Origin of the sequence: Cylindrospermum sp. FACHB-282, assembly GCF_014697195.1 — a bacterium.
Lineage (GTDB): Bacteria > Cyanobacteriota > Cyanobacteriia > Cyanobacteriales > Nostocaceae > Cylindrospermum.
In genome coordinates this window covers 59,328-78,133 of the sequence record NZ_JACJRJ010000031.1, presented here as the reverse complement: position 1 = coordinate 78,133, position 18,806 = coordinate 59,328, and the positions used below count along the sequence as shown (strand labels likewise).

Here is an 18,806-nt window from a genome sequence, read left to right as displayed (position 1 = left end):
ACAATAAATATTCCTTACATGTCAAGTGCAGTAAGGCTTATAAAAATAATTTGATACACTTAATTACATTTTTTAATCTTTAAATTTAATAGTTTAGCATAACAGGTACTGAAAAACCATCAAATTTGCTCATAGATAAAGCTGATCATCTAAAAATTTAATATCCTTATTATAGGATTTAATTAGTAAAACGATATTAATTTAAGTAACATTAAATAGTGGTTCCGAGAGGATCTCTGAGAAGTGCATCTAGTTCAAAATCTTGAGCGAATTAAATTTACAGTAGCTGATGCTGTCTAGTTATCAGCCTTGGACATATAGCAGTCCTCAATCATTTATAAACAACAAGATACCCGACTTCTTTAAGAAGTCGGGTATCTAAGGTTTTCGATGTTTGCGAGTAAGTTAAATACCCATAACGCAAGAAAGGCTCCCTCATTTTTTTCGTGATTTCCACGTTCCGCCATAAGCATAAAAAGGATTATTTTCACTCACAGCAGTCCAACATTCAGGACAGACAAAAATCCACTTACCTCCTACTTCATGCTTAACTCTATACAGAATCGGTGCAGTTTTGCTGCACCGTTCGCATGGTTTAATTCTATCTGTACGCGACATTTCCTCACGCCAATGTAGAAGCTTGGGGTTTAGCAAAAATCATCCTGCCGGCGGAAGTCTGCAAAGCACTGGTGACTACTACCCGTAATTCACCACCCACATAACTACTACCTTCTTCAACGACAACCATTGTGCCATCGTCTAAGTAGCCGATTCCTTGAGAGGGTTCTTTACCTTCTTTGAGAATCTTTAGATCCAGATTATCACCAGGTAAATAGCTAGGACGAACAGCATTCACCAAATCGTTTACATTTAAAACAGGCACTTTCTGCACGCTGGCAACTTTAGATAAGTTGTAGTCGTTGGTGAGTAGTGTGCCGTTGATTTCTTGGGCGAAGCGGACTAGCTTGGCATCAACTGTGGCAATCTCTTCGTAATCGGCGGGGTTGATCAAAATGCGATCAGGGTATGCTTCTCTAATGCGGTTGAGAATTTCTAGTCCTCGCCTTCCCCGCACCCGCTTTTGGTCTTTGCTAGCATCAGCTACTTGTTGCAGTTCTTGCAAGACAAACTGTGGCACAATTATTGCTCCTTCCAGAAACCCGGTTTCTAGGAGTGCTTCAATGCGTCCATCGATAATGCAACTGGTGTCTAAAACTTTGGTATTAGCAGGTTTGAGTGTTCCTTCCACTACCATTGTTTCTACGGTGTTGGGATTAATTAACCGCAATAAACCTCGTCCGTGGGTATCTGCCAAGTTCATACCAGTGACGGCAAGTATAATACTGCCGACAACTGCAACTAGGGGTTTAATAAATCCAAAATCTGCGGGAATGGGGAGTAAAAATAGCGGGGCCAGCATTAAGTTGGCTAGCAATAGCCCAATTACTAAGCCAATGGCACGGGTTAAGATAGATTCGAGTGGCATTTCTCGAATTTGTGCCTCTGTGCGACGATATGTTGTCTGGAAACTCAGCCCAATAGCACCGCCAATGATAGCGGCAAAGACGCCAACAACTAAGCGTAAGGCGTCGAGGTTTGTCACCCCGGCTAGGGTTGAGGTGGGGAGCAAATCGGTGCTGTAGTAACCTATTCCCGCCGCTGCCAGAATAAATGAGAGAATGATAATGACATCAAGCATGGTTGTGTTTTTTCCTACATCTGTGTTACCGAATAGAGTAAGGTGTTTTTTATTTCATCGGTAGGATTGATTAATAAATATGGACTTACACTAGAGGCTTAAGCAGGCTATATATGCAAACATTATAACCAAAGAGTTTCTGATTCATATTATTCTTAGTTTTGTTGCAAGACGATGAAAAGTTGTAAACAAACTTCTCATTTTAATTATTTATAATTCTCAATTAAGTTACTTAATTCTTTCTCATAATGAGTCAAAAAGTTAGTGTTTCTGGAATTCCAAGTTCAGCTTATGTACATATTCCCTTTTGCCGAAGGCGATGTTTTTATTGTGATTTTCCTGTGTCTGTTGTGGGCGATCGCTTGCGGGGCGAAACATCTGGTACTATCTCCCAATATGTTGAGGTGCTATGTCAAGAAATTGCCATGACACCAGCTTTTGGTCAATCCCTAGAGACGATTTTTTTTGGTGGTGGGACGCCTTCGCTGCTATCAACAGAACAGTTGCAACGGATAATTCTAGCGCTTGAGGGACGCTTTGGTATTGGGGCTAGGGCAGAAATTTCTATGGAAATGGATCCTGGCACATTTGATTTAGCACAGATAACAGGCTATCGCAGTGCGGGTGTGAACCGGGTAAGTTTGGGTGTACAGGCTTTTCAAGAAGAATTATTAAAAATTGCGGGGCGATCGCACTCGGTTGTAGATATTTTTGCAGCTGTGGAACTAATCCGCCAAGTCGAGGTTCCCGAATTCAGTTTAGACTTAATTTCTGGATTGCCGCATCAGTCTTTAGATCAATGGCAGGACTCGTTAACAAAGGCTTTGGGACTAGTACCGACTCACATCTCTATCTATGACCTTACCATAGAGCCGGGAACAGCCTTCGGTCGTTACTACCAACCGGGAGATAATCCTTTACCGACAGATGAAGCCACTGTCAAAATGTACCAAAGGGCGCAGCAGGCTTTGAAAAGTGCAGGTTATGAACATTATGAAATTTCCAATTATGCCCAACCTGGACATCAATGTCGGCATAATCGGGTTTATTGGGAAAATCGCCCATATTATGGCTTTGGTATGGGTGCAGCCAGCTATGTCCAGGGTAAGCGCTTCACTCGTCCCCGGAAAACAAAGGAGTATTACCAATGGGTGCAAGCTGGCGGTGTGATTGATTGTGAAGTGACGCCACCAAATGAGATTTTGTTAGAAACTTTAATGTTGGGGTTGCGTTTGGCTGAGGGTGTGAGTTTGGCGGCGTTAGCAAGGGAGTTTGGTGAAGAAAAGGTAGAGGAAATTTATCAATGTTTGCGATCGCATTTTGAACAAGGTTGGGTAGAAGTTGTAGGGGAAAGGTTGCGTTTGAGTGATCCCCAAGGGTTTTTGTTTTCTAATGTCGTATTGTCTGGGTTATTTGCAGAATTGGGGGAATGAACCGCAGAGGGGAGTGATTTTAAGGTGTCCTTTTTCTCTCGCCCTAGTAAATTTACTATTTAATATAGTTGGCAACTATATTAATTAAATATTTTGGTTTTTGACCTACTATTGAGTAGTATTAGCTAAAATTAGAGGTATAGATAAAAACGTGAGTATAAATATTGAAGCAGCTAAACAAGCGATCGGCATTCCTGATTTTCAAAGAACAGATCTGTTGGAAATAGCCTTAACTCATCCCTCACAGATTTATGGGACTAATAAAAATCAACAGCAAAAAGATCAGCAGAATCTCAATTACAGAAGGTTAGCCATTCTGGGTGATGCTATTTTAGGTGCTGTCGTAGTTGACTATTTATATGATTCTTTTGATGGTTTTAATCAAGGTAATATCACAGATATAAAAAGTCAAATTGTGCGTAGGGATAAGTGTTATGAATTTGCCAGAAAGCTAAATTTAAAGCATATTTGTTCGCTAGGTTTAGGCGAACAGCCAAGAAATGAAAGCGAGCAAACACAACTTTTTGGCGAAATGTTTGAGGCTTTAATTGGGGCAATATATCTAGAACATGAACGGGATTTTACTTTTGTTCGCAAATGGCTTGTTGAGGGATTCATCAGGCAAGCTGTGAGTGAAATTGTGACGGGAAATTTAGATAAATATCAGCAATCTTCAGAAAGCTATTTACAAGATATAAGTTCGCTGAATGCTGATGAAGCGGCAGAATTTTTGCGCCGTAAAAAGCAAGAAGCTGATGCTTTGGTAGCACAAGATAAGAAATTGCAGCATCTTTTAACTTGGATACATAATAAATCATCTTCCTCTTCAGTTAATCCTGTTTACAAACCTATAAAAGTTAGAGCTTTTTATCTTTCTCTCATCCGGATTCTTGGTCTTGGCTTTGTGAGTAACTTTGATTCTCAAAAAACTGTAAACAAAGTTAGTCAGTTTTTTCTTGGATTTAATCGGGCGACTGATATTGGTCTTGACCTTGCATTTAAGTATAACAATAATCTTGACTCGGCTAATGTTCTGGCATCCATCTTCGCGATTGATTTTGAGCCTGAACTACAGCAAGCTTTACGAGAACTTCAGGCTGAAGTACCCAATCCGAAAAAAGAGAAAGAAATATTTGATGAGTGGCGACAAGCTCAGGGTCAATATTGGTTAAATAAAATCAAAGAATTAATTGGTCATGATTTGCAATTCAGCGACCAGCAAAAAGAATTACTCAAGGAGTATTACAAGGCAAATCAAGGCATATTAGATTGTTTAAATGATGATAAAATATCTCCTGAATTGAGACAGGAAATTGAAGACTCTTTGTTCTTACCTACATCTGAAAATTAAAAACAAAAAATTCCCGTAGGGCGGGCGTCCCGCCTGCGCTATAAATAACAGGCGAGACGCCTGTTCTACGAATTTAACTTTTATCCATCAACTTTCTACAACTTGCCAATGTCGCACAATTTGCCTATACCCCAAAATTCCCAACTCAAAATTACCAGCAGAAAACTACCTCACTGGGAATTAAATGGCTCAATCTATCACATTACCTTTGTGACTTGGGAAAGATTAGAACTCAATGAATCTGCTAGAGAAATTGTTCTTAATTCTTGTCTATTTTTCCATCTCAAAAGATATGAAATTTTTGCAATGGTTATTATGCCAGACCATGTACATTTGTTGATTCAGCCTTGGGCGAAATCTGATCATGATGGGCGGGGGGTTAACAGGCGTCCCGCCTGTTCTACGGATGATGAGGGTGAGGTAAATTTAATCAATCACAGGCGGGACGCCTGTTCTACGGAATATTGGTCACTTAGCAGCATTATGCATAGCATTAAAAGCTTTACAGGTAAACAAATTACCAAGGTGATGAAGCACATTGGTACAGTTTGGGAAGATGAATCTCATGATCATATTATTAGGAATTACCAAGAATTTCAGGATACTTGGCAATATATTCGCCAAAATCCTGTACAAGCTGGTTTATCTGTTAATCCAGAAGCTTATTCTTTTCTCTGGGAATCCGAAAAATCATCCGAATATTCGTAGGACAGGCGTCTCGCCTGTCCCAATTAATACAGCTAAGGCACAATCAACACTGGACAAGGGGAAAGGTTAATCACCCGCGCGGTGACACTATCAGTTGCGCCCTCTTCTGTTAAGCCTAATCCTCGACAGCCCATAATAATTAAATCTGCCTCGATTTCGTCGGCGACATCGCAGATGGTAAAGGCTGGTTTGCCTTGGCGTTCCAAGACTTCGGCTGTAATTCCCTGCTGAGAAAATAAAGCTTGGGCATTTTCTAGCAGTTTAGCAACTATCTCTGGAGACACCATTGGATCGGCGCTTGGGGTGTCTGGAGGCGGTTCTTCCACGACGGACAGCAGCACCAAGCGGCTACTATAGTTTTGCACGACATTGGCAACCACGTCGGCAGCTTCCCGCGCTTCCCTACTTTGATCAATTGGAAATAGAACTGTTTTGAACATCTCGCACCTCCGCACGCCTGACTCCGGTAAAATCTGGATGGTTCTACTTTCAAAACGATAACAAAAAGGCAATCAGGAGGGTTTAGTTGTGTCCAAAAAAAGTTTAGCAAGTTTATCTGCGGCGGATATCTCTGGTAAACGCGCCTTAGTGCGGGTTGATTTTAACGTACCTGTGGATGATCAAGGCAACATCACAGACGATACTCGGATTCGCGCGGCGCTGCCAACCATCAAAGATTTGATGCAGAAGGGAGCTAAGGTAATTCTAGCGAGCCATTTTGGTCGTCCCAAGGGTGTAAGTGATAAATTGCGTCTAACGCCTGTTGCCAAGCGCCTCTCTGAGTTGTTGGGGCAAGAAGTTGTGAAAACTGATGACTCCATCGGTGATGAAGTTGCAGCTAAAGTTGGGGCGTTGCAAAATGGTCAAGTGCTGCTTTTAGAAAATGTCCGCTTTTACCCAGAAGAAGAGAAAAACGATCCTGAGTTTGCAAAAAAGTTGGCAGCTAATGCTGATTTTTATGTAAATGATGCTTTTGGCACGGCACACCGCGCCCATGCTTCTACTGAAGGTGTGACTAAGTTTCTGAGTCCTTCTGTGGCTGGATATTTGGTTGAGAAGGAATTGGAATATCTGCAAAACGCGATTGAAAATCCCCAACGTCCTTTGGCAGCAATTATCGGCGGTTCCAAGGTTTCTAGCAAAATTGGTGTGATTGAAACCTTGCTGGAGAAGTGCGACAAGCTAATCATTGGCGGTGGGATGATTTTCACCTTCTACAAAGCCCGTGGTTTGAGTGTTGGTAAGTCTCTGGTGGAAGAAGACAAGCTAGAACTAGCGAAGACTTTGGAAGCTAAGGCTAAGGAACGTGGTGTTGCTTTGCTGCTACCTACAGATATCGTATCGGCTGATAAGTTTGCTCCTGATGCTAATGCGACAACTGTCAGCATTGAAAACATCCCTGCTGATGGCATGGGTTTGGATATTGGCCCTGACTCGGTGAAGGTGTTCCAAGCAGCCCTTGCTGATTGCAAAACGGTGATTTGGAATGGGCCGATGGGTGTTTTTGAGTTTGATAAGTTTGCTGCTGGTACAGAAGCGATCGCACATACTCTAGCCGAAATCGGTAAAACTGGCACAACTACCATCATCGGCGGTGGTGACTCTGTAGCGGCTGTTGAAAAGGTGGGTTTGGCTGATCAAATGAGCCATATTTCCACCGGCGGCGGCGCTAGCTTGGAGTTGCTAGAAGGTAAGGTATTACCTGGAATTGCAGCTTTAGATGATGCGTAATTAAAGGTGTGAAGGATGAAGTTTTTAGCTTTATCCTTCATTCTCTAATCAGCGATCGCAGTATGTTAAATTTCCAACTACTTGATAATAATTAGCTACTGCATACATTCTAATCTCCTAAGAGGATATAATTAGTATGTCTTTTTTGATAAAAAAATGCTTTTGTTATTAACTTTTTACAATTAATTAACAAAATCAAGGAGAAGAATATGGAAGTACAAACTCGTAAACCTAGTTATACCCCTGAAGAATATTTAGAATTAGAGGAAAAAGCACTTTATAAAAGCGAATATCGAGATGGGGAAATTATACCTATGACTGGGGGAACTACAAATCATAATCAAATTGCGCTGAATTTTGCAGCATCTTTATTATATGCTATCAGAAGAAAACAACATCGTGTTTTTATTGGAGATGTGCGTTTATGGATTCCCCAATTTCGAGAATATACCTATCCTGATATTATGGTGATTGCAGAAAATCCTATTTATACAGGTAAAAACAACACTACTGTTACTAATCCTTTGTTAATTATTGAGGTTTTATCTAAGTCTACAAAAAATTACGATCAAGGTGATAAATTTACCTTTTATCGTTCTATTCCTCAATTTAAAGAATATGTTTTAGTTGAACAAAATCAATATCAGGTAATGCACTACAGCAAAACTAATGAGGGAGAATGGATTTTCAGAGAATATAAATCTGAAGATGATATTGTAAAATTGCAACATCTTGATTTTGAAATTAGTTTAGTTGAAATTTATCAAGATGTTAATTTTCAGGATAAGGAATAATACCCTGGTTTTATTGTCATCTCCCCCTAGAAATCAATTTTCCGGCTAGCCCTAGCGACTAGAAGTCGCGGCTATACAGGCAAAACCCACCTGGGTGGGTTTGAAAGCCTTTATTCTCCATTATTGTACCTCCATCGACTAATCTTGTGTAGTAGCGACTTCTAGTCATTCAATACTTTTAAAACATTCTCTAAGGTTATAAAGAATATGGAAGAAATATTAAACGAATACTGTAAACTATCTAATACTGGACTACTTCTCCTGAGCATGCCAACTGGTTTTGGAAAAACATACAATGTTTTAAACTTTATCTATTCCAATTATAAGGAATTTGCCGCCCAAAAAAGAAAGATTTTTTTTATTACCAACCTCAAAAAGAATCTGCCAGATAAGGAGCTTAGAGACCGTTTTATCAAAGGTGGTAATAAAGAAGAGTTTGACAGAAATTTTCTTTTTATTGATTCTAATGCTGAGACTGTTATTAATAATTTACTTAAGTTTGACCATGAAATTCCCGATGATTTCAAGAATACAGAAAGCTTTAAAAAATTAAAAAAGTATGTAGAAATATATAAAAATAAACAACTTCCCAAAGAAGCTAAAGATAACTTTAAAACACAAATTCGCCAAGAACTTGAGCCAGCATTCCGAACTGTTATCCAAAGCAAAATTAAAAGAGAACTTCAAAACTAAACAAGAACGCATACAAGCGATAAAAAATAATCCAGACTATCAATGGATTGAAAAACTCTATCCGGCAGTGTTTACAGATGAGAAGACTATTTTATTTCTTACTATAGATAAGTTTATAGTCAAAAACACGACACTTATTGAGCCTTCTTATTACTTCCATGAACGCTTGAATAAAAATCCACTTATTTTTATTGATGAGTTTGATACTACCAAAGAAGCGATCCTCAACAATATCATTGAATCAGGCTTGCAATATCAAGTGGATCTTCTTGATTTATTCTTGAATATTCATAACCATCTGAAACCCAGAATTAGTAAATGAGTTAGCAGAATTTTTATATCCTGATTATATCACTGATGAAAAGCTAATTAGTACTGGAAAGCAGGACAAGAAAGGGGCTTTAAATTTTAGAATTATTCATGAGGAATATTACTACAAACAAAATGAGAAGAAAGATGAATATAAAGCATCAGATAATAATACGCAACGACAAAATATTACCATTGAATCAAATGAAAGTCTATCTAAAGCTATTGTTAAAACAACTATTAAAGAACTAATTATTAAGCGTGATATTACTGAGGCTAAATTCAGTTTATTTGATTGGTCTACACTGAAACCACAAGGAATTTGGACTTTTGCTGCTTGGGATGAAGATACAAGTCATGTTATTTTTATGGAAATTCAACCAAATGGTAATTTTGAATTCCAAAAAATACAAGGTTTAAAGATATTTAACTGGGAAAAATTTGAAATATATAGAAAATTTATGGCAGACAGTACCTCTGACAAGAAAATCAGAAAATTAGAAGGACTAGTTATTTCTGAGACTGGTGATATAAATCAGATATTCCTGACTGATGAAATTACGATTCCTGAGATTTATGAAATTGAAGAGATTCTAGAGCAAGTTGAAACTGTACTTCCTGAAACCAAGCAAACTGGAAATGAGTTAGCTAATATAGTCAAAGAGTTTTTACAACAACAATCTGGACTTGATATTGAAAAGTTTAATTCATTTTCAGAGGCACTTATAAAAATTGGAAGCGAACCTATATCAAAAAGAGATTTTTATTCTTTAATTGGACAATACTTGGGTACAAAAAAGAAACTAAAAGACAAATATATAGATGTCAGTAGCACCAAAGAAGCTACTGATTTTAGAGATTACCTTCTGGAAAAACATCAAATTCGGTTGAAATTTCCACAGGATAATCAGAGTAAGGATGATTTATTTGACGCGTCTCTCAATATAAAATATTTCGGCGAAACCGAAAAAGAGGCTTATTACTTTGTTGGAGACCGAAGAGACAAGGTAAAATTTTCTTTCAAAGATGCCTGTCATCTTCGTAAAATTGTGGCAGTAGATGATTCAAAACTAATATTTAGAGAACTCTTACCAACTATGGATGTTGATTTTGTCCGCACGGGACAAAGTACTGTTATCCCTTTTCCATTTAAGTATATTAGGGAGTATAAGAATTTTGGCGTGGCTGAATAACTGTATGAATCGGTATTAATATTAATTAACTGTAATAACTCTTCGGTTGAAGCGTTCTACTGAGCCACATTTTCATCGGTGACGGCGCTAGCTTGGAGTTACTGGAAGGTAAGGTTTTACCCGGTATTGCAGCTTTAGATGATGCGTAAGCGGATTCTATGAACTACCCGCACTGTCTTGGAGTACCAAGTACAGTGTCGGTTTCTAGCTTTACGGGGGAATGCCGAAGGAAGGACTTGCATTCTCCCTTTGGGCTTACTTCCTCTTCTGTGGCATTAAATCATGCAGAGATGTTACACGTAAGGTCTCTACATTATGGTGTGGGATTCCTTGCGGGTTGAGTTAATTTACCGACGATCTTGTCCGGGGTATTGACGATCTTGTCCGGGGTATTGACGATCTTGTCCGGCTTGTCCGGGGAATTGACGATCTTGTCTGGGATATTGACGATCTTGTCCGGCTTGTCTGGGGAATTGACGATCTTGTCTGGGATATTGGCGATCTTGTCCGGCTTGTCCGGGGTATTGGCGATCTTGTCTGGGATATTGACGATCTTGTCCGGGGAATTGACGATCTTGTCCGGGGAATTGACGATCTTGTCCGGGGTATTGACGATCTTGTCCGGGGTATTGGCGATCTTGTCCGGCTTGTCCGGGGTATTGGCGATCTTGTCTGGGATATTGACGATCTTGTCTGGGATATTGACGATCTTGTCTGGGATATTGACGATCTTGTCTGGGGTATTGACGATCTTGTCCGGGGTATTGACGATCTTGAATATTGACAGATCCATCCTGCTCTAAATTCCTTGGTTGTGCGTTAGCAGACAAGGCAGGAATTTGCATCATGGTAATAACCATTAGCAGTGGAAACGTTTTTATATTTTTCATTTTTTTGAGGGGAGTTCTGGGACTTTACGTTTTAACCAGATATACAAATATATAGCAATAAAAACAACCTTTTATCACCGTATTGATACTGATAAGGTTATTGAATTTAATGTAAATAATATGTAATTGGAGGCTAGGGTAACAAAGCAACCCACTCAAAACTTTGAATTTTTAATTACTCCCAGGCGTTATTTCAGTCGATGTAGGTGTGGGAGTTTCTGTTGGCGTTTCCGTTGGTGTTGGCGTGGGAGTTTCTGTTGGCGTTTCCGTCGGTGTTGGCGTTGGTGGTGGGGCAGGGCTTTCTGCGTTGATTTTGAGCTGATAATCTACAGATTCTGATGCTGTGGAGACAATAGCAAACTCATAAAATCCATTTTCTGGTAATTTGGTGGAGTAAGTGCGCTCTTGAGAGTCTTCTAAAAATTGGATTTTGCCAGAGGGGGAATAAATTGATAGCAAAACTTGGGACTTGGCTGTAAGTTTAACTTCCATATTTTGCTCTTTGGCAAGTCCGGCGATGAAAACTTTACCCCCACCAGGTTGGAGAGTGCCGCTGACTGTTTCCCCAGTAGCGCCTGGATCAAAAACAATCTTCTGGAAAGCACTACCGGCGAGAATGGCATTGAGTTTGTCATTGGTGAAACCATACCAAACTTGTCCGATGGGCTGTTCGAGAAAGTTTTTACCGCGCTGTTCAGGGAATTCACGGAAGAAGGCAGCATCTCCTAAATCATATAAAGAACGACTACCAACATTAATTTGGTTGACTTCTACTTTCCAGCGATCGCGTTCTACTGTTGTGAAAGTACCCAGTTGGCGACGGGATTTAGCACTCATAGAGGAAAGCTTGTCTAGCAATTGGGCGGCGATTTTATCCCATTCTGCCCGCAAACTTTCATCTTCTGGTTCATCGCTGAGGGTGCGTCCCTTTAGGCTGGGGTTTTTGTCCCAAAAGGCTTGATTCACCAAGTTAAGGTAGAAGTTTAAATTAATATCCAACTGTTGACGGCGATCGCTTAATTTTTCTTTGCGCTGCTGTTCTGCTGGTGAATATTTATCTAGGGCTTCGGTGGGTTCATCAATAGTTGGGGTGGGGCTAGATGTGACTGTAGGCTTGCTGCCTTGCAGATTCTGTTTGCTGTTATTCACTCCCCACCAAATTAGCCCCGTAGTACTAACTAATGCCAGTGCTACTACAAAACTTTTCGTTGGTGTCCATCCGCTTGGGGGGGGTGGAGTCGGGGAATAGCTAACAGGCTGGGGTGATGAGGTGATGGGGGGAGAGACAGCTAGAGTTGCAGATGTAGGCGGCAGAGTTGGTGTGTGGTAGGGAGGTGGAGTCGGGGAATAGCTAATAGGCTGGGGGTTGAGTGCTCGGAGAACTTGACGCGCTGATTGATAGCGATCGCCTGATGCTGGGGATAGCATCTGATCTAATATCTGCCCTAATGGGGCACTCAGGCTAACATGCCGTCGCCACTGCCAGGAAAGGTCATAGGTATCAATTAATTCTGGCGGTTGTTTGCCTGTCAGTAAAACTAACATAGTCACCGCCAAAGCATACAAGTCACTATGGGGTGAAACTAACCCAGTTTGCATCTGTTCTGGGGGTGCAAAGCCAATTTTACCCAGTAGGGTAGGTGCTGGGGGAGAAGCCATTTCACCGGGTTGGTAATATTGAGAAGCAACGGTGGCTACTACTTGTTTGACACCGCCAAAGTCAATTAATACTGGCAGTTGATCAACAGTGCGAAGCATTAAGTTATCTGGAGAAATATCCCGATGGATCACTCCCAGAGAATGGATATACTCCAGCACTGGCAAAATCTGCTGCAATAACTGGCGAACTTCCGCCTCAGTAAACCGTAAACCTTGCTGTAGGCGGGTATTTAACAAATAGTTGTAAGTTTGCCCTTCCACAAAATCTTGCACCAAAAACAGGTATTCTTTACCATCCAAGTTGATGCGTAACAGTTCCCGGAAGCGGGGAATTTGGGGATGTTGCAGCTGATAGAGAACACTTGCTTCTCTCTGAAAAAGTTGTTCAGCTTTTTGTAAAACGTAGGCTGTTTGAACTTGGGGAGAAAATTCTTTTAAAACGCAAGCTTCGCGGAAACGGTTGATATCTTCAGCTAAATATGTGCGTCCAAAACCCCCCTGTCCAAGTAGACGCATTATTACATAGCGATCGCCTAAAGTTAACCCTGGTTGAATGCCAAAACTTACCGGCTGATCCAAGAGTTTCTCACCACACTGGAGACAAAAACGGCTACCTGTCGTATTTTGGTGTCCTTTGGAACAATAGAGAGGAGTCATAAAATTTAGTTAATAGTCATTAGTCATTAGTCATTAGTCATTAGTCATTAGTCATTAGTCATTAGTTTCCCCATTTTGGGTGAAAGTTGCTGGTTTAATTGGCAGATTGGGCTTTGCTAACTTTAGAGGATGCGATCGCATACCAAATTTGAAAAAACGTTTGTTGATTTAGTTTCCCAGGCTGCTGGTCAGGAAACAACTGACTAAATGTTTTATAGGTATCGTCTTTGAGTTGCTTAAAAGTTTTATATTTACCCAACCTTCCGGCTTGTCCTTGTTGTGCCAGAATTTCCACATCTTTTAGACTATACCTTCCCAGTTTCTGACGCGCTGCTGTACTGAGTTTTGCCTGTTCTATTTTATTCAACAAGTTTTCAGCTACATCATACCATTCATCCCGTAAAGCCGCATCTTCTGGATTTGGCTTCAGGATACGTCTGTTTAATTCTGGTCTTTTAGTATAAAACGATTCGTCTACTAACCTTGTAAAAAATACTGCGGGAATTCCTAGCTGTTGACGGCGACTAAAAAGCTGTTGGAGATTGCGAGTTTTATTTTTGTCACCCCTTGGTTTATTGGTAGGGTTTCCACCGATAGAAGGGATTTGTGGCAGAGAAATTGACGGTACAGTGATTGATGATACGCCACGAATAACAAAATTTCCTAGAGCCACCGTACCTGCACCAACTACAACAATTGCAGTCGTGCCCACCAGAGTCACAGCAAAAGGACGTAACCAATCAGGTATTGGTATATTTTGCATAGCCAATTGAGTTTTGCTGTGCAATTTACTGGCAATTGCTTGGACACCTTGCCGTCCAGGGGCAGCCACCATCGTTTTCAGCTTGGTAAGATGGGTATTTGGGGCTTGGCCAGAGGTTGAAGAGGGTAAGACTCGCAGAACTTGATCGGCTGTTTGGTAGCGATCGCTTGGTTTATATGCCAACATCTTCTTCAGAACAGCTTCTAGTCTGGGACTCACTCTAATTTCCTTACCCCAAAACCAAACTCCGTTATAGCTGTCATAAAGTTTTTGTGGTTCCTTACCCGTGAGCAACACTAGCACTGTCACAGCCAAAGAATACAAATCACTACTTTTAAATACTTGTCCCTGCCTTAATTGTTCCTCTGGTGCGTAGCCTTCCTTCCCCAACAAAGTGCGATTTGGCGCCAACTGAGTAAACCAAATACCTTGATGAGCAGGCAATTGCTTGACAGCACCAAAATCAATCAGCATCGGCAGCTTATCACTACGCCTTTCAATCAAATTATCTGGAGAGATATCGCGGTGAACTACATCTAGGGAGTGGATGTAGGACAAAATCGGCAAAATCTTTTGCAGTAGGTTGACTACTTCCTCTTCACTAAAAGTCTGTCCCTGAAGTTTCCGCTGTTCTAACAAATATTCATAATTATCACCATCTACATAGTCTTGCACCAAAAAGAAAAAATCTTTTTTGCCTAACTTTGCTTGTAGGGAGGCATGAAAACGCGGAATCTGGGGGTGCTGGAGTTTTTTCAGAACACTCGCTTCCCGTTCAAACAATTCCTTAGCTTTTTGTAAATCCTGCGGTTTTTGTACTTGGGGTGCAAATTCTTTCAGCACGCACTGTTGACGAGATTGCTGATTATCAAAAGCCAAATAACTACGTCCAAAGCCACCTTGTCCCAGTATCCGGACAATTTGATAGCGGTTCTCCACAACCTGCCCTATAGGCAGAGGTAATGGCTCACCACAGTGAGTACAAAAACGGTTACTCCCACTATTTTGGTGTTGTTTGTTGCAATATACCTGCATGGTGCTGAAGAATAAATTAGGTTTTATCAATTGCTACAAGGGAGGATAGCCCAGTTACGAAAATTTTTCCAAATCCCAATTTTAGCAAGCAGTAGTGACTGCATGAGGTTTTAAGGGTGTCGAACAATAGCTAAAATAGCAGTTATAAACTATACAGGCTAAATCCACAAGGCAAGAGTTTAAAAACCTTAATTTAGCGAGAACGGCTATAGGTAAAATACTGGTAAGCAGTAAACTTGCTGTGGTTTCCACTTCAGGATAGTAATCAGAATTTTTGACAATAACAAGAAATATGAACCGCGAATCACAAAAGCAGAGAGCAATTACAGTATTTACAGATTTTTTGTCTACTCCCCTAGAAAAGCAATTAGAAAGGCATCTCAACACCTCAAGTGAATCAGCGGTTATGGCTTTATTTCAAGATGTGGCTGCAAACGTCCCCGCTTACAAGGCTTTTTTAGCAGAACGAGAAATCAATCCCCATGCTATTCAAACCTTAGAGGATTTTCAGACATTACCTGCGATCGCTAAAGAAAACTATATATCGCGTTATCCTCTAGCTGACTTATGCCGCTACGGACAATTAGAAACCTGCGATATGATAGCTGCTTCTTCCGGTTCCACAGGTAAACCCACATTTTGGCCGCGTTTCTTCACAGATGAACTGCAAATAGCCACCCGCTTTGAGCAGATTTTTCACGATAGTTTCTATGCAGATACCAGACGCACCCTAGCGGTAATTTGTTTCACCCTAGGAACCTGGGTAGGGGGAATGTTCACCACCAATTGCTGTCGCTATGTCGCCAGTAAGGGTTATCCTCTCACAGTTATTACTCCCGGCAACAATAAAGAAGAAATCTTGCGTGTAGTCCAAGAACTAGGTGGGAATTTTCAGCAAGTTGTCCTGTTGGGATATCCGCCATTTCTCAAAGACGTAATTGATACTGGCATTGCTCGCGGTGTCGAGTGGGGGCAATATCAGATTAAATTGGTAATGGCGGGAGAAGTCTTCAGCGAAGAATGGCGGAGTTTAGTTGGTGAACGGATAGGTTCCCAAAATCCCTGCTATGACTTAGCATCACTTTACGGCACAGCAGACGCTGGAGCTTTAGCCAATGAAACACCGTTAACTATCTGCATTCGCCGATTTTTAGCAGAAAACCCCGACGCCGCCAAAGCTTTATTTGGGGAATCTCGTTTACCCACACTCCTACAGTATGATCCCATCCAGCGATTCTTTGAAGTTGAAGATGGTACATTACTCTTTTCTGGAAACAATGGCATTCCCTTAATCCGTTATAACATTTTAGATAATGGCGGGTTAATTAGTTACGATGCCATGGTCAAGTTTTTGGCAGAATGGGGATTTAATCCTGTTGCAGACTTACAGAAAGCTAGAGGAATTCATCAGCTACCTTTTGTTTATGTCTTCGGACGTTCTAACTTTACAGTTTCTTACTTTGGGGCAAATATTTACCCAGAAAATGTCAGCGTAGGATTAGAACAACCAATTATTCAAGAATGGGTAACAGGTAAATTCGTTTTACAAGTTAAAGAAGACACTGACAAAAACCGCTGTTTATCTATAGTTGTGGAATTAGCACCAGGGATAGAAGCTAGCAAAGACAAGCAAGAAACCATAGCATCTTCAATTCTTTCACAACTGTTGCGCCTTAACGGCGAATTTGCCAACTACGTTCCCCCAGAATATCAAACACCCCAAGTTGCATTAGCCCCCACCGGCGATGCAGAATATTTTCCCATTGGCGTAAAGCATCGATATACACGCAAATAGAGGTTTTGATATCAATAGGACTTAACGGACACAAAATAGCAAATATGCGGTATGGTTTGTGTCGTTAAAAATCATGATTCGTGCGTTAGGGAACGCACCCTACAGGTAGGATGCGTAAAGAGACGCATCAAAAAACCTGAAAAGACGGTAAATTTGTAAAGGAAAGTAAGTCCTAATCAAAATTAATCACTGATTTTTGCAGAAATTACCATTGTGAAAAAGGATGTTTCACTAAATTGCTGTTAAAATATTTGGGATCGTCTGAAACTTCCTCACCAATCCAGATTGGTAGTTCAATCTGTTGTTGTTCATCACTGAGTTCGACTTCTGCAATTATCAGTCCTTTATTAACACCGTCAAACTCGTCTATTTCCCAAATCAAACCACCGTACTCTACCCTATATCTAATTTTTTCTATTAAAGGACGAGAGCATAATGTATCCAGCATTTCCTCAGCATCTGCAATCGGAATCGGATACTCAAACTCTGACCTGCTATATTTAACGCTAGGCCCTTTAATGGTTAAATAAGCTTGGTTGCCTACTATGCGGACACGAACAGTAGCACCTTTTTGAGTAGGAATGTATCCCTGACAATATACTTTACCCTCAGCTAGGTTTCTCCAACTATCGTCTTTGACTAAAAATTTCCGCTCTATTTCCTTCGCCATTTTTGTTGAGATTGACTGTACAAGCTTATTCTATTCAAGTTTAGTTGACTTATTGCAGACAAAAAATAACATTTAACCGCTCTACAAATGTCAAACAATTTTGGATTTTAGATTTTAGATTTTAGATTGACCCCATGGCTAAAGCGGGTTCTTGCCGACCGGGTGAAAGATGAAGAGAACCCCAAAACTATTTTATGTCTAGTTTGTCGTGGTTTATTGGGTTTTGGGTAAGTTTTTCAGAGCCGTACCAGACAATCTCTAGGGCTTTATTGTATGGGTGGACTTCCTGATGATACTATATTGTAGTGGCTGCTTTAATCCTTGCTATTGATGAACAAACCATTGGATGAAACGCTGTCAAGCACAATTGCTAAAAGCATAAACAGCAAAGCCAATCTTCCCTTTGATAATGCTTACAGAGCAGCATTGGCGACTCAGGGAGCAACCTATGTTCAGGGTTTTTTAGTTTTTCCTGGTCAACCATATATACCTATTGAGCATGGTTGGATTGAGTTAGGTGGTTGCATTATCGATCCCACACTACCGCATTTGCAGAAAAGCTCCCAGGATCTTTGGTATTTTCCAGCACAATATTTGACCGTAAAAAAGCTGAAAGCACTGATCGAAGAATCGAAAGAAGATTATCCTGAAGACGAACCATTGCCAATCTACGGTGACCCACCTTATGAGTATTATGGTGATGTCATGTTAGGTGGTCAGGACTACTTAGCAGCCTATCAAGGGGCAGAGGCGAAGTGTAGAGAAATCAATGAGCTAAATCCTGAAAATAATTAGTAAGATTTGCCATCGCTACCGAAGTATTCCCGATAACCACAAATTTTGTCGCCACGCACATCAAAGGAAACTGCGATACGATTTTTGTAGGGTTGTCCTAACAACAGTCCCTCATCTCGAAATTCAAACACAACTGTTGTCTCATTGCTAGTCAAGCGTTCTAGAATCAAGGTGATTCCTCCTCGGAAGGATTCAGCAACGTATTGGAAAAATTCTCTTGCTCGCTCCTTTCCCACATTTAACCCGTGGAATTTTCCCATTGGAAACCAAAAAGTAAAATCTTCTGTGAGCATATCGAGAAATACTGACCATTCCCCTGTAGCTAGACCATGTTCAAAATGCTCAAATGCCTGTTGAGCAACTCTCAAAGTGTTTTCTGACTCTGCTGTCATTGTGCCTCTATAAATTTTTTTAAAACAGATTATTAAGTGACGCACCGGACAAATTTATCTTCTTTTCAGGCTTTTTTGTAAGTGCAGCGTCTCGGAAAGATGGTTTTTTGATCCGTCCCTTGAGGCATCCTAACCTAAAAAGGTGATTTCCCTAAAGCACTTTCTGAGGAATTTTAATCACACAAACCATATCCCATATTTGCTATTTCCTCTAAAATAAGCTCAAGTGGCAAATTTGC

At 40.6% G+C, this 18,806-nt stretch carries 17 protein-coding genes; 10 read left to right on the top strand and 7 right to left on the bottom strand.

The genetic code is table 11. The features are described 5' to 3' along the window. Positions 1-622 precede the first annotated feature (622 nt). Positions 623-1,699 carry a PIN/TRAM domain-containing protein gene (locus H6G32_RS16810; RefSeq protein WP_190460305.1) on the bottom strand — a complete coding sequence of 359 codons (1,077 nt, stop codon included), beginning with the start codon at positions 1,697-1,699 and terminating at the stop codon, positions 623-625. Positions 1,700-1,947: 248 nt separating this feature from the next. Between H6G32_RS16810 and hemW the strand changes: the two genes are divergently transcribed. The 3 genes from hemW (at position 1,948) to H6G32_RS16795 (ending at position 5,191) form a co-directional block, all read left to right on the top strand. Continuing rightward, positions 1,948-3,132 carry a radical SAM family heme chaperone HemW gene (gene hemW / locus H6G32_RS16805; RefSeq protein WP_190460302.1) on the top strand — a complete coding sequence of 395 codons (1,185 nt, stop codon included), beginning with the start codon at positions 1,948-1,950 and terminating at the stop codon, positions 3,130-3,132. A 151-nt stretch (positions 3,133-3,283) separates the two neighbouring features. Next, complete coding sequence (locus tag H6G32_RS16800; RefSeq protein WP_190460300.1) at positions 3,284-4,483, top strand: NACHT C-terminal helical domain 2-containing protein; 1,200 nt, start codon at positions 3,284-3,286, stop codon at positions 4,481-4,483. Between the two features lie 108 nt (positions 4,484-4,591). After that, the gene (locus H6G32_RS16795) at positions 4,592-5,191 is read left to right on the top strand and encodes a transposase (RefSeq protein WP_190460298.1); all 600 of its coding nucleotides are present in this window, start codon (positions 4,592-4,594) and stop codon (positions 5,189-5,191) included. A gap of 32 nt (positions 5,192-5,223) precedes the next feature. On the opposite strand, the gene H6G32_RS16790 is transcribed toward H6G32_RS16795, so the two are convergent. Beyond that, positions 5,224-5,631 carry a universal stress protein gene (locus tag H6G32_RS16790; protein ID WP_190460296.1) on the bottom strand — a complete coding sequence of 136 codons (408 nt, stop codon included), beginning with the start codon at positions 5,629-5,631 and terminating at the stop codon, positions 5,224-5,226. 88 nt (positions 5,632-5,719) lie between these two features. On the opposite strand from H6G32_RS16790, the gene H6G32_RS16785 reads away from it, so the two are divergent. The 5 genes from H6G32_RS16785 (at position 5,720) to H6G32_RS16770 (ending at position 9,911) form a co-directional block, all read left to right on the top strand. After that, positions 5,720-6,922, top strand: coding sequence for a phosphoglycerate kinase (locus tag H6G32_RS16785; RefSeq protein ID WP_190460294.1), 1,203 nt, complete (start codon positions 5,720-5,722; stop codon positions 6,920-6,922). Positions 6,923-7,131: 209 nt separating this feature from the next. Continuing rightward, complete coding sequence (locus tag H6G32_RS16780) at positions 7,132-7,716, top strand: Uma2 family endonuclease (protein WP_190460292.1); 585 nt, start codon at positions 7,132-7,134, stop codon at positions 7,714-7,716. A 207-nt stretch (positions 7,717-7,923) separates the two neighbouring features. After that, the gene (locus tag H6G32_RS16775) at positions 7,924-8,409 is read left to right on the top strand and encodes a hypothetical protein (RefSeq protein ID WP_190460290.1); all 486 of its coding nucleotides are present in this window, start codon (positions 7,924-7,926) and stop codon (positions 8,407-8,409) included. Then, the gene (locus tag H6G32_RS26545) at positions 8,351-8,731 is read left to right on the top strand and encodes a hypothetical protein (RefSeq protein WP_206757970.1); all 381 of its coding nucleotides are present in this window, start codon (positions 8,351-8,353) and stop codon (positions 8,729-8,731) included. The genes H6G32_RS16775 and H6G32_RS26545 overlap by 59 nt, the downstream gene beginning before the upstream one ends. Positions 8,732-9,086: 355 nt before the next feature. Next, the gene (locus tag H6G32_RS16770; protein ID WP_190460287.1) at positions 9,087-9,911 is read left to right on the top strand and encodes a hypothetical protein; all 825 of its coding nucleotides are present in this window, start codon (positions 9,087-9,089) and stop codon (positions 9,909-9,911) included. A gap of 313 nt (positions 9,912-10,224) precedes the next feature. On the opposite strand, the gene H6G32_RS16765 is transcribed toward H6G32_RS16770, so the two are convergent. From H6G32_RS16765 to H6G32_RS16755, 3 genes are all read right to left on the bottom strand, one after another. Further along, positions 10,225-10,704 (bottom strand): hypothetical protein, encoded by a 480-nt coding sequence (locus H6G32_RS16765; RefSeq protein ID WP_190460285.1) that lies wholly within the window; start codon positions 10,702-10,704, stop codon positions 10,225-10,227. A gap of 268 nt (positions 10,705-10,972) precedes the next feature. Further along, positions 10,973-13,117: a serine/threonine-protein kinase gene (locus H6G32_RS16760; RefSeq protein ID WP_190460283.1), complete on the bottom strand. Its 2,145-nt coding sequence runs from the start codon at positions 13,115-13,117 to the stop codon at positions 10,973-10,975. 94 nt (positions 13,118-13,211) lie between these two features. Beyond that, positions 13,212-14,915, bottom strand: coding sequence for a serine/threonine-protein kinase (locus H6G32_RS16755; protein WP_190460281.1), 1,704 nt, complete (start codon positions 14,913-14,915; stop codon positions 13,212-13,214). 292 nt (positions 14,916-15,207) lie between these two features. On the opposite strand from H6G32_RS16755, the gene H6G32_RS16750 reads away from it, so the two are divergent. Beyond that, complete coding sequence (locus tag H6G32_RS16750; RefSeq protein WP_190460279.1) at positions 15,208-16,710, top strand: phenylacetate--CoA ligase family protein; 1,503 nt, start codon at positions 15,208-15,210, stop codon at positions 16,708-16,710. 205 nt (positions 16,711-16,915) lie between these two features. Here the strand turns inward: H6G32_RS16750 and H6G32_RS16745 are convergent, their stop codons facing one another. Then, positions 16,916-17,380 (bottom strand): CYTH domain-containing protein, encoded by a 465-nt coding sequence (locus H6G32_RS16745; protein WP_190460277.1) that lies wholly within the window; start codon positions 17,378-17,380, stop codon positions 16,916-16,918. A 330-nt stretch (positions 17,381-17,710) separates the two neighbouring features. Here H6G32_RS16745 and H6G32_RS16740 point away from each other — a divergent pair, with 330 nt between their 5' ends. Continuing rightward, positions 17,711-18,175 carry a hypothetical protein gene (locus H6G32_RS16740; RefSeq protein WP_190460275.1) on the top strand — a complete coding sequence of 155 codons (465 nt, stop codon included), beginning with the start codon at positions 17,711-17,713 and terminating at the stop codon, positions 18,173-18,175. On the opposite strand, the gene H6G32_RS16735 is transcribed toward H6G32_RS16740, so the two are convergent. Beyond that, positions 18,172-18,567 carry a nuclear transport factor 2 family protein gene (locus H6G32_RS16735; RefSeq protein WP_190460273.1) on the bottom strand — a complete coding sequence of 132 codons (396 nt, stop codon included), beginning with the start codon at positions 18,565-18,567 and terminating at the stop codon, positions 18,172-18,174. The two genes, H6G32_RS16740 and H6G32_RS16735, sit on opposite strands and share 4 nt — an antisense overlap. Positions 18,568-18,806 lie beyond the last annotated feature (239 nt).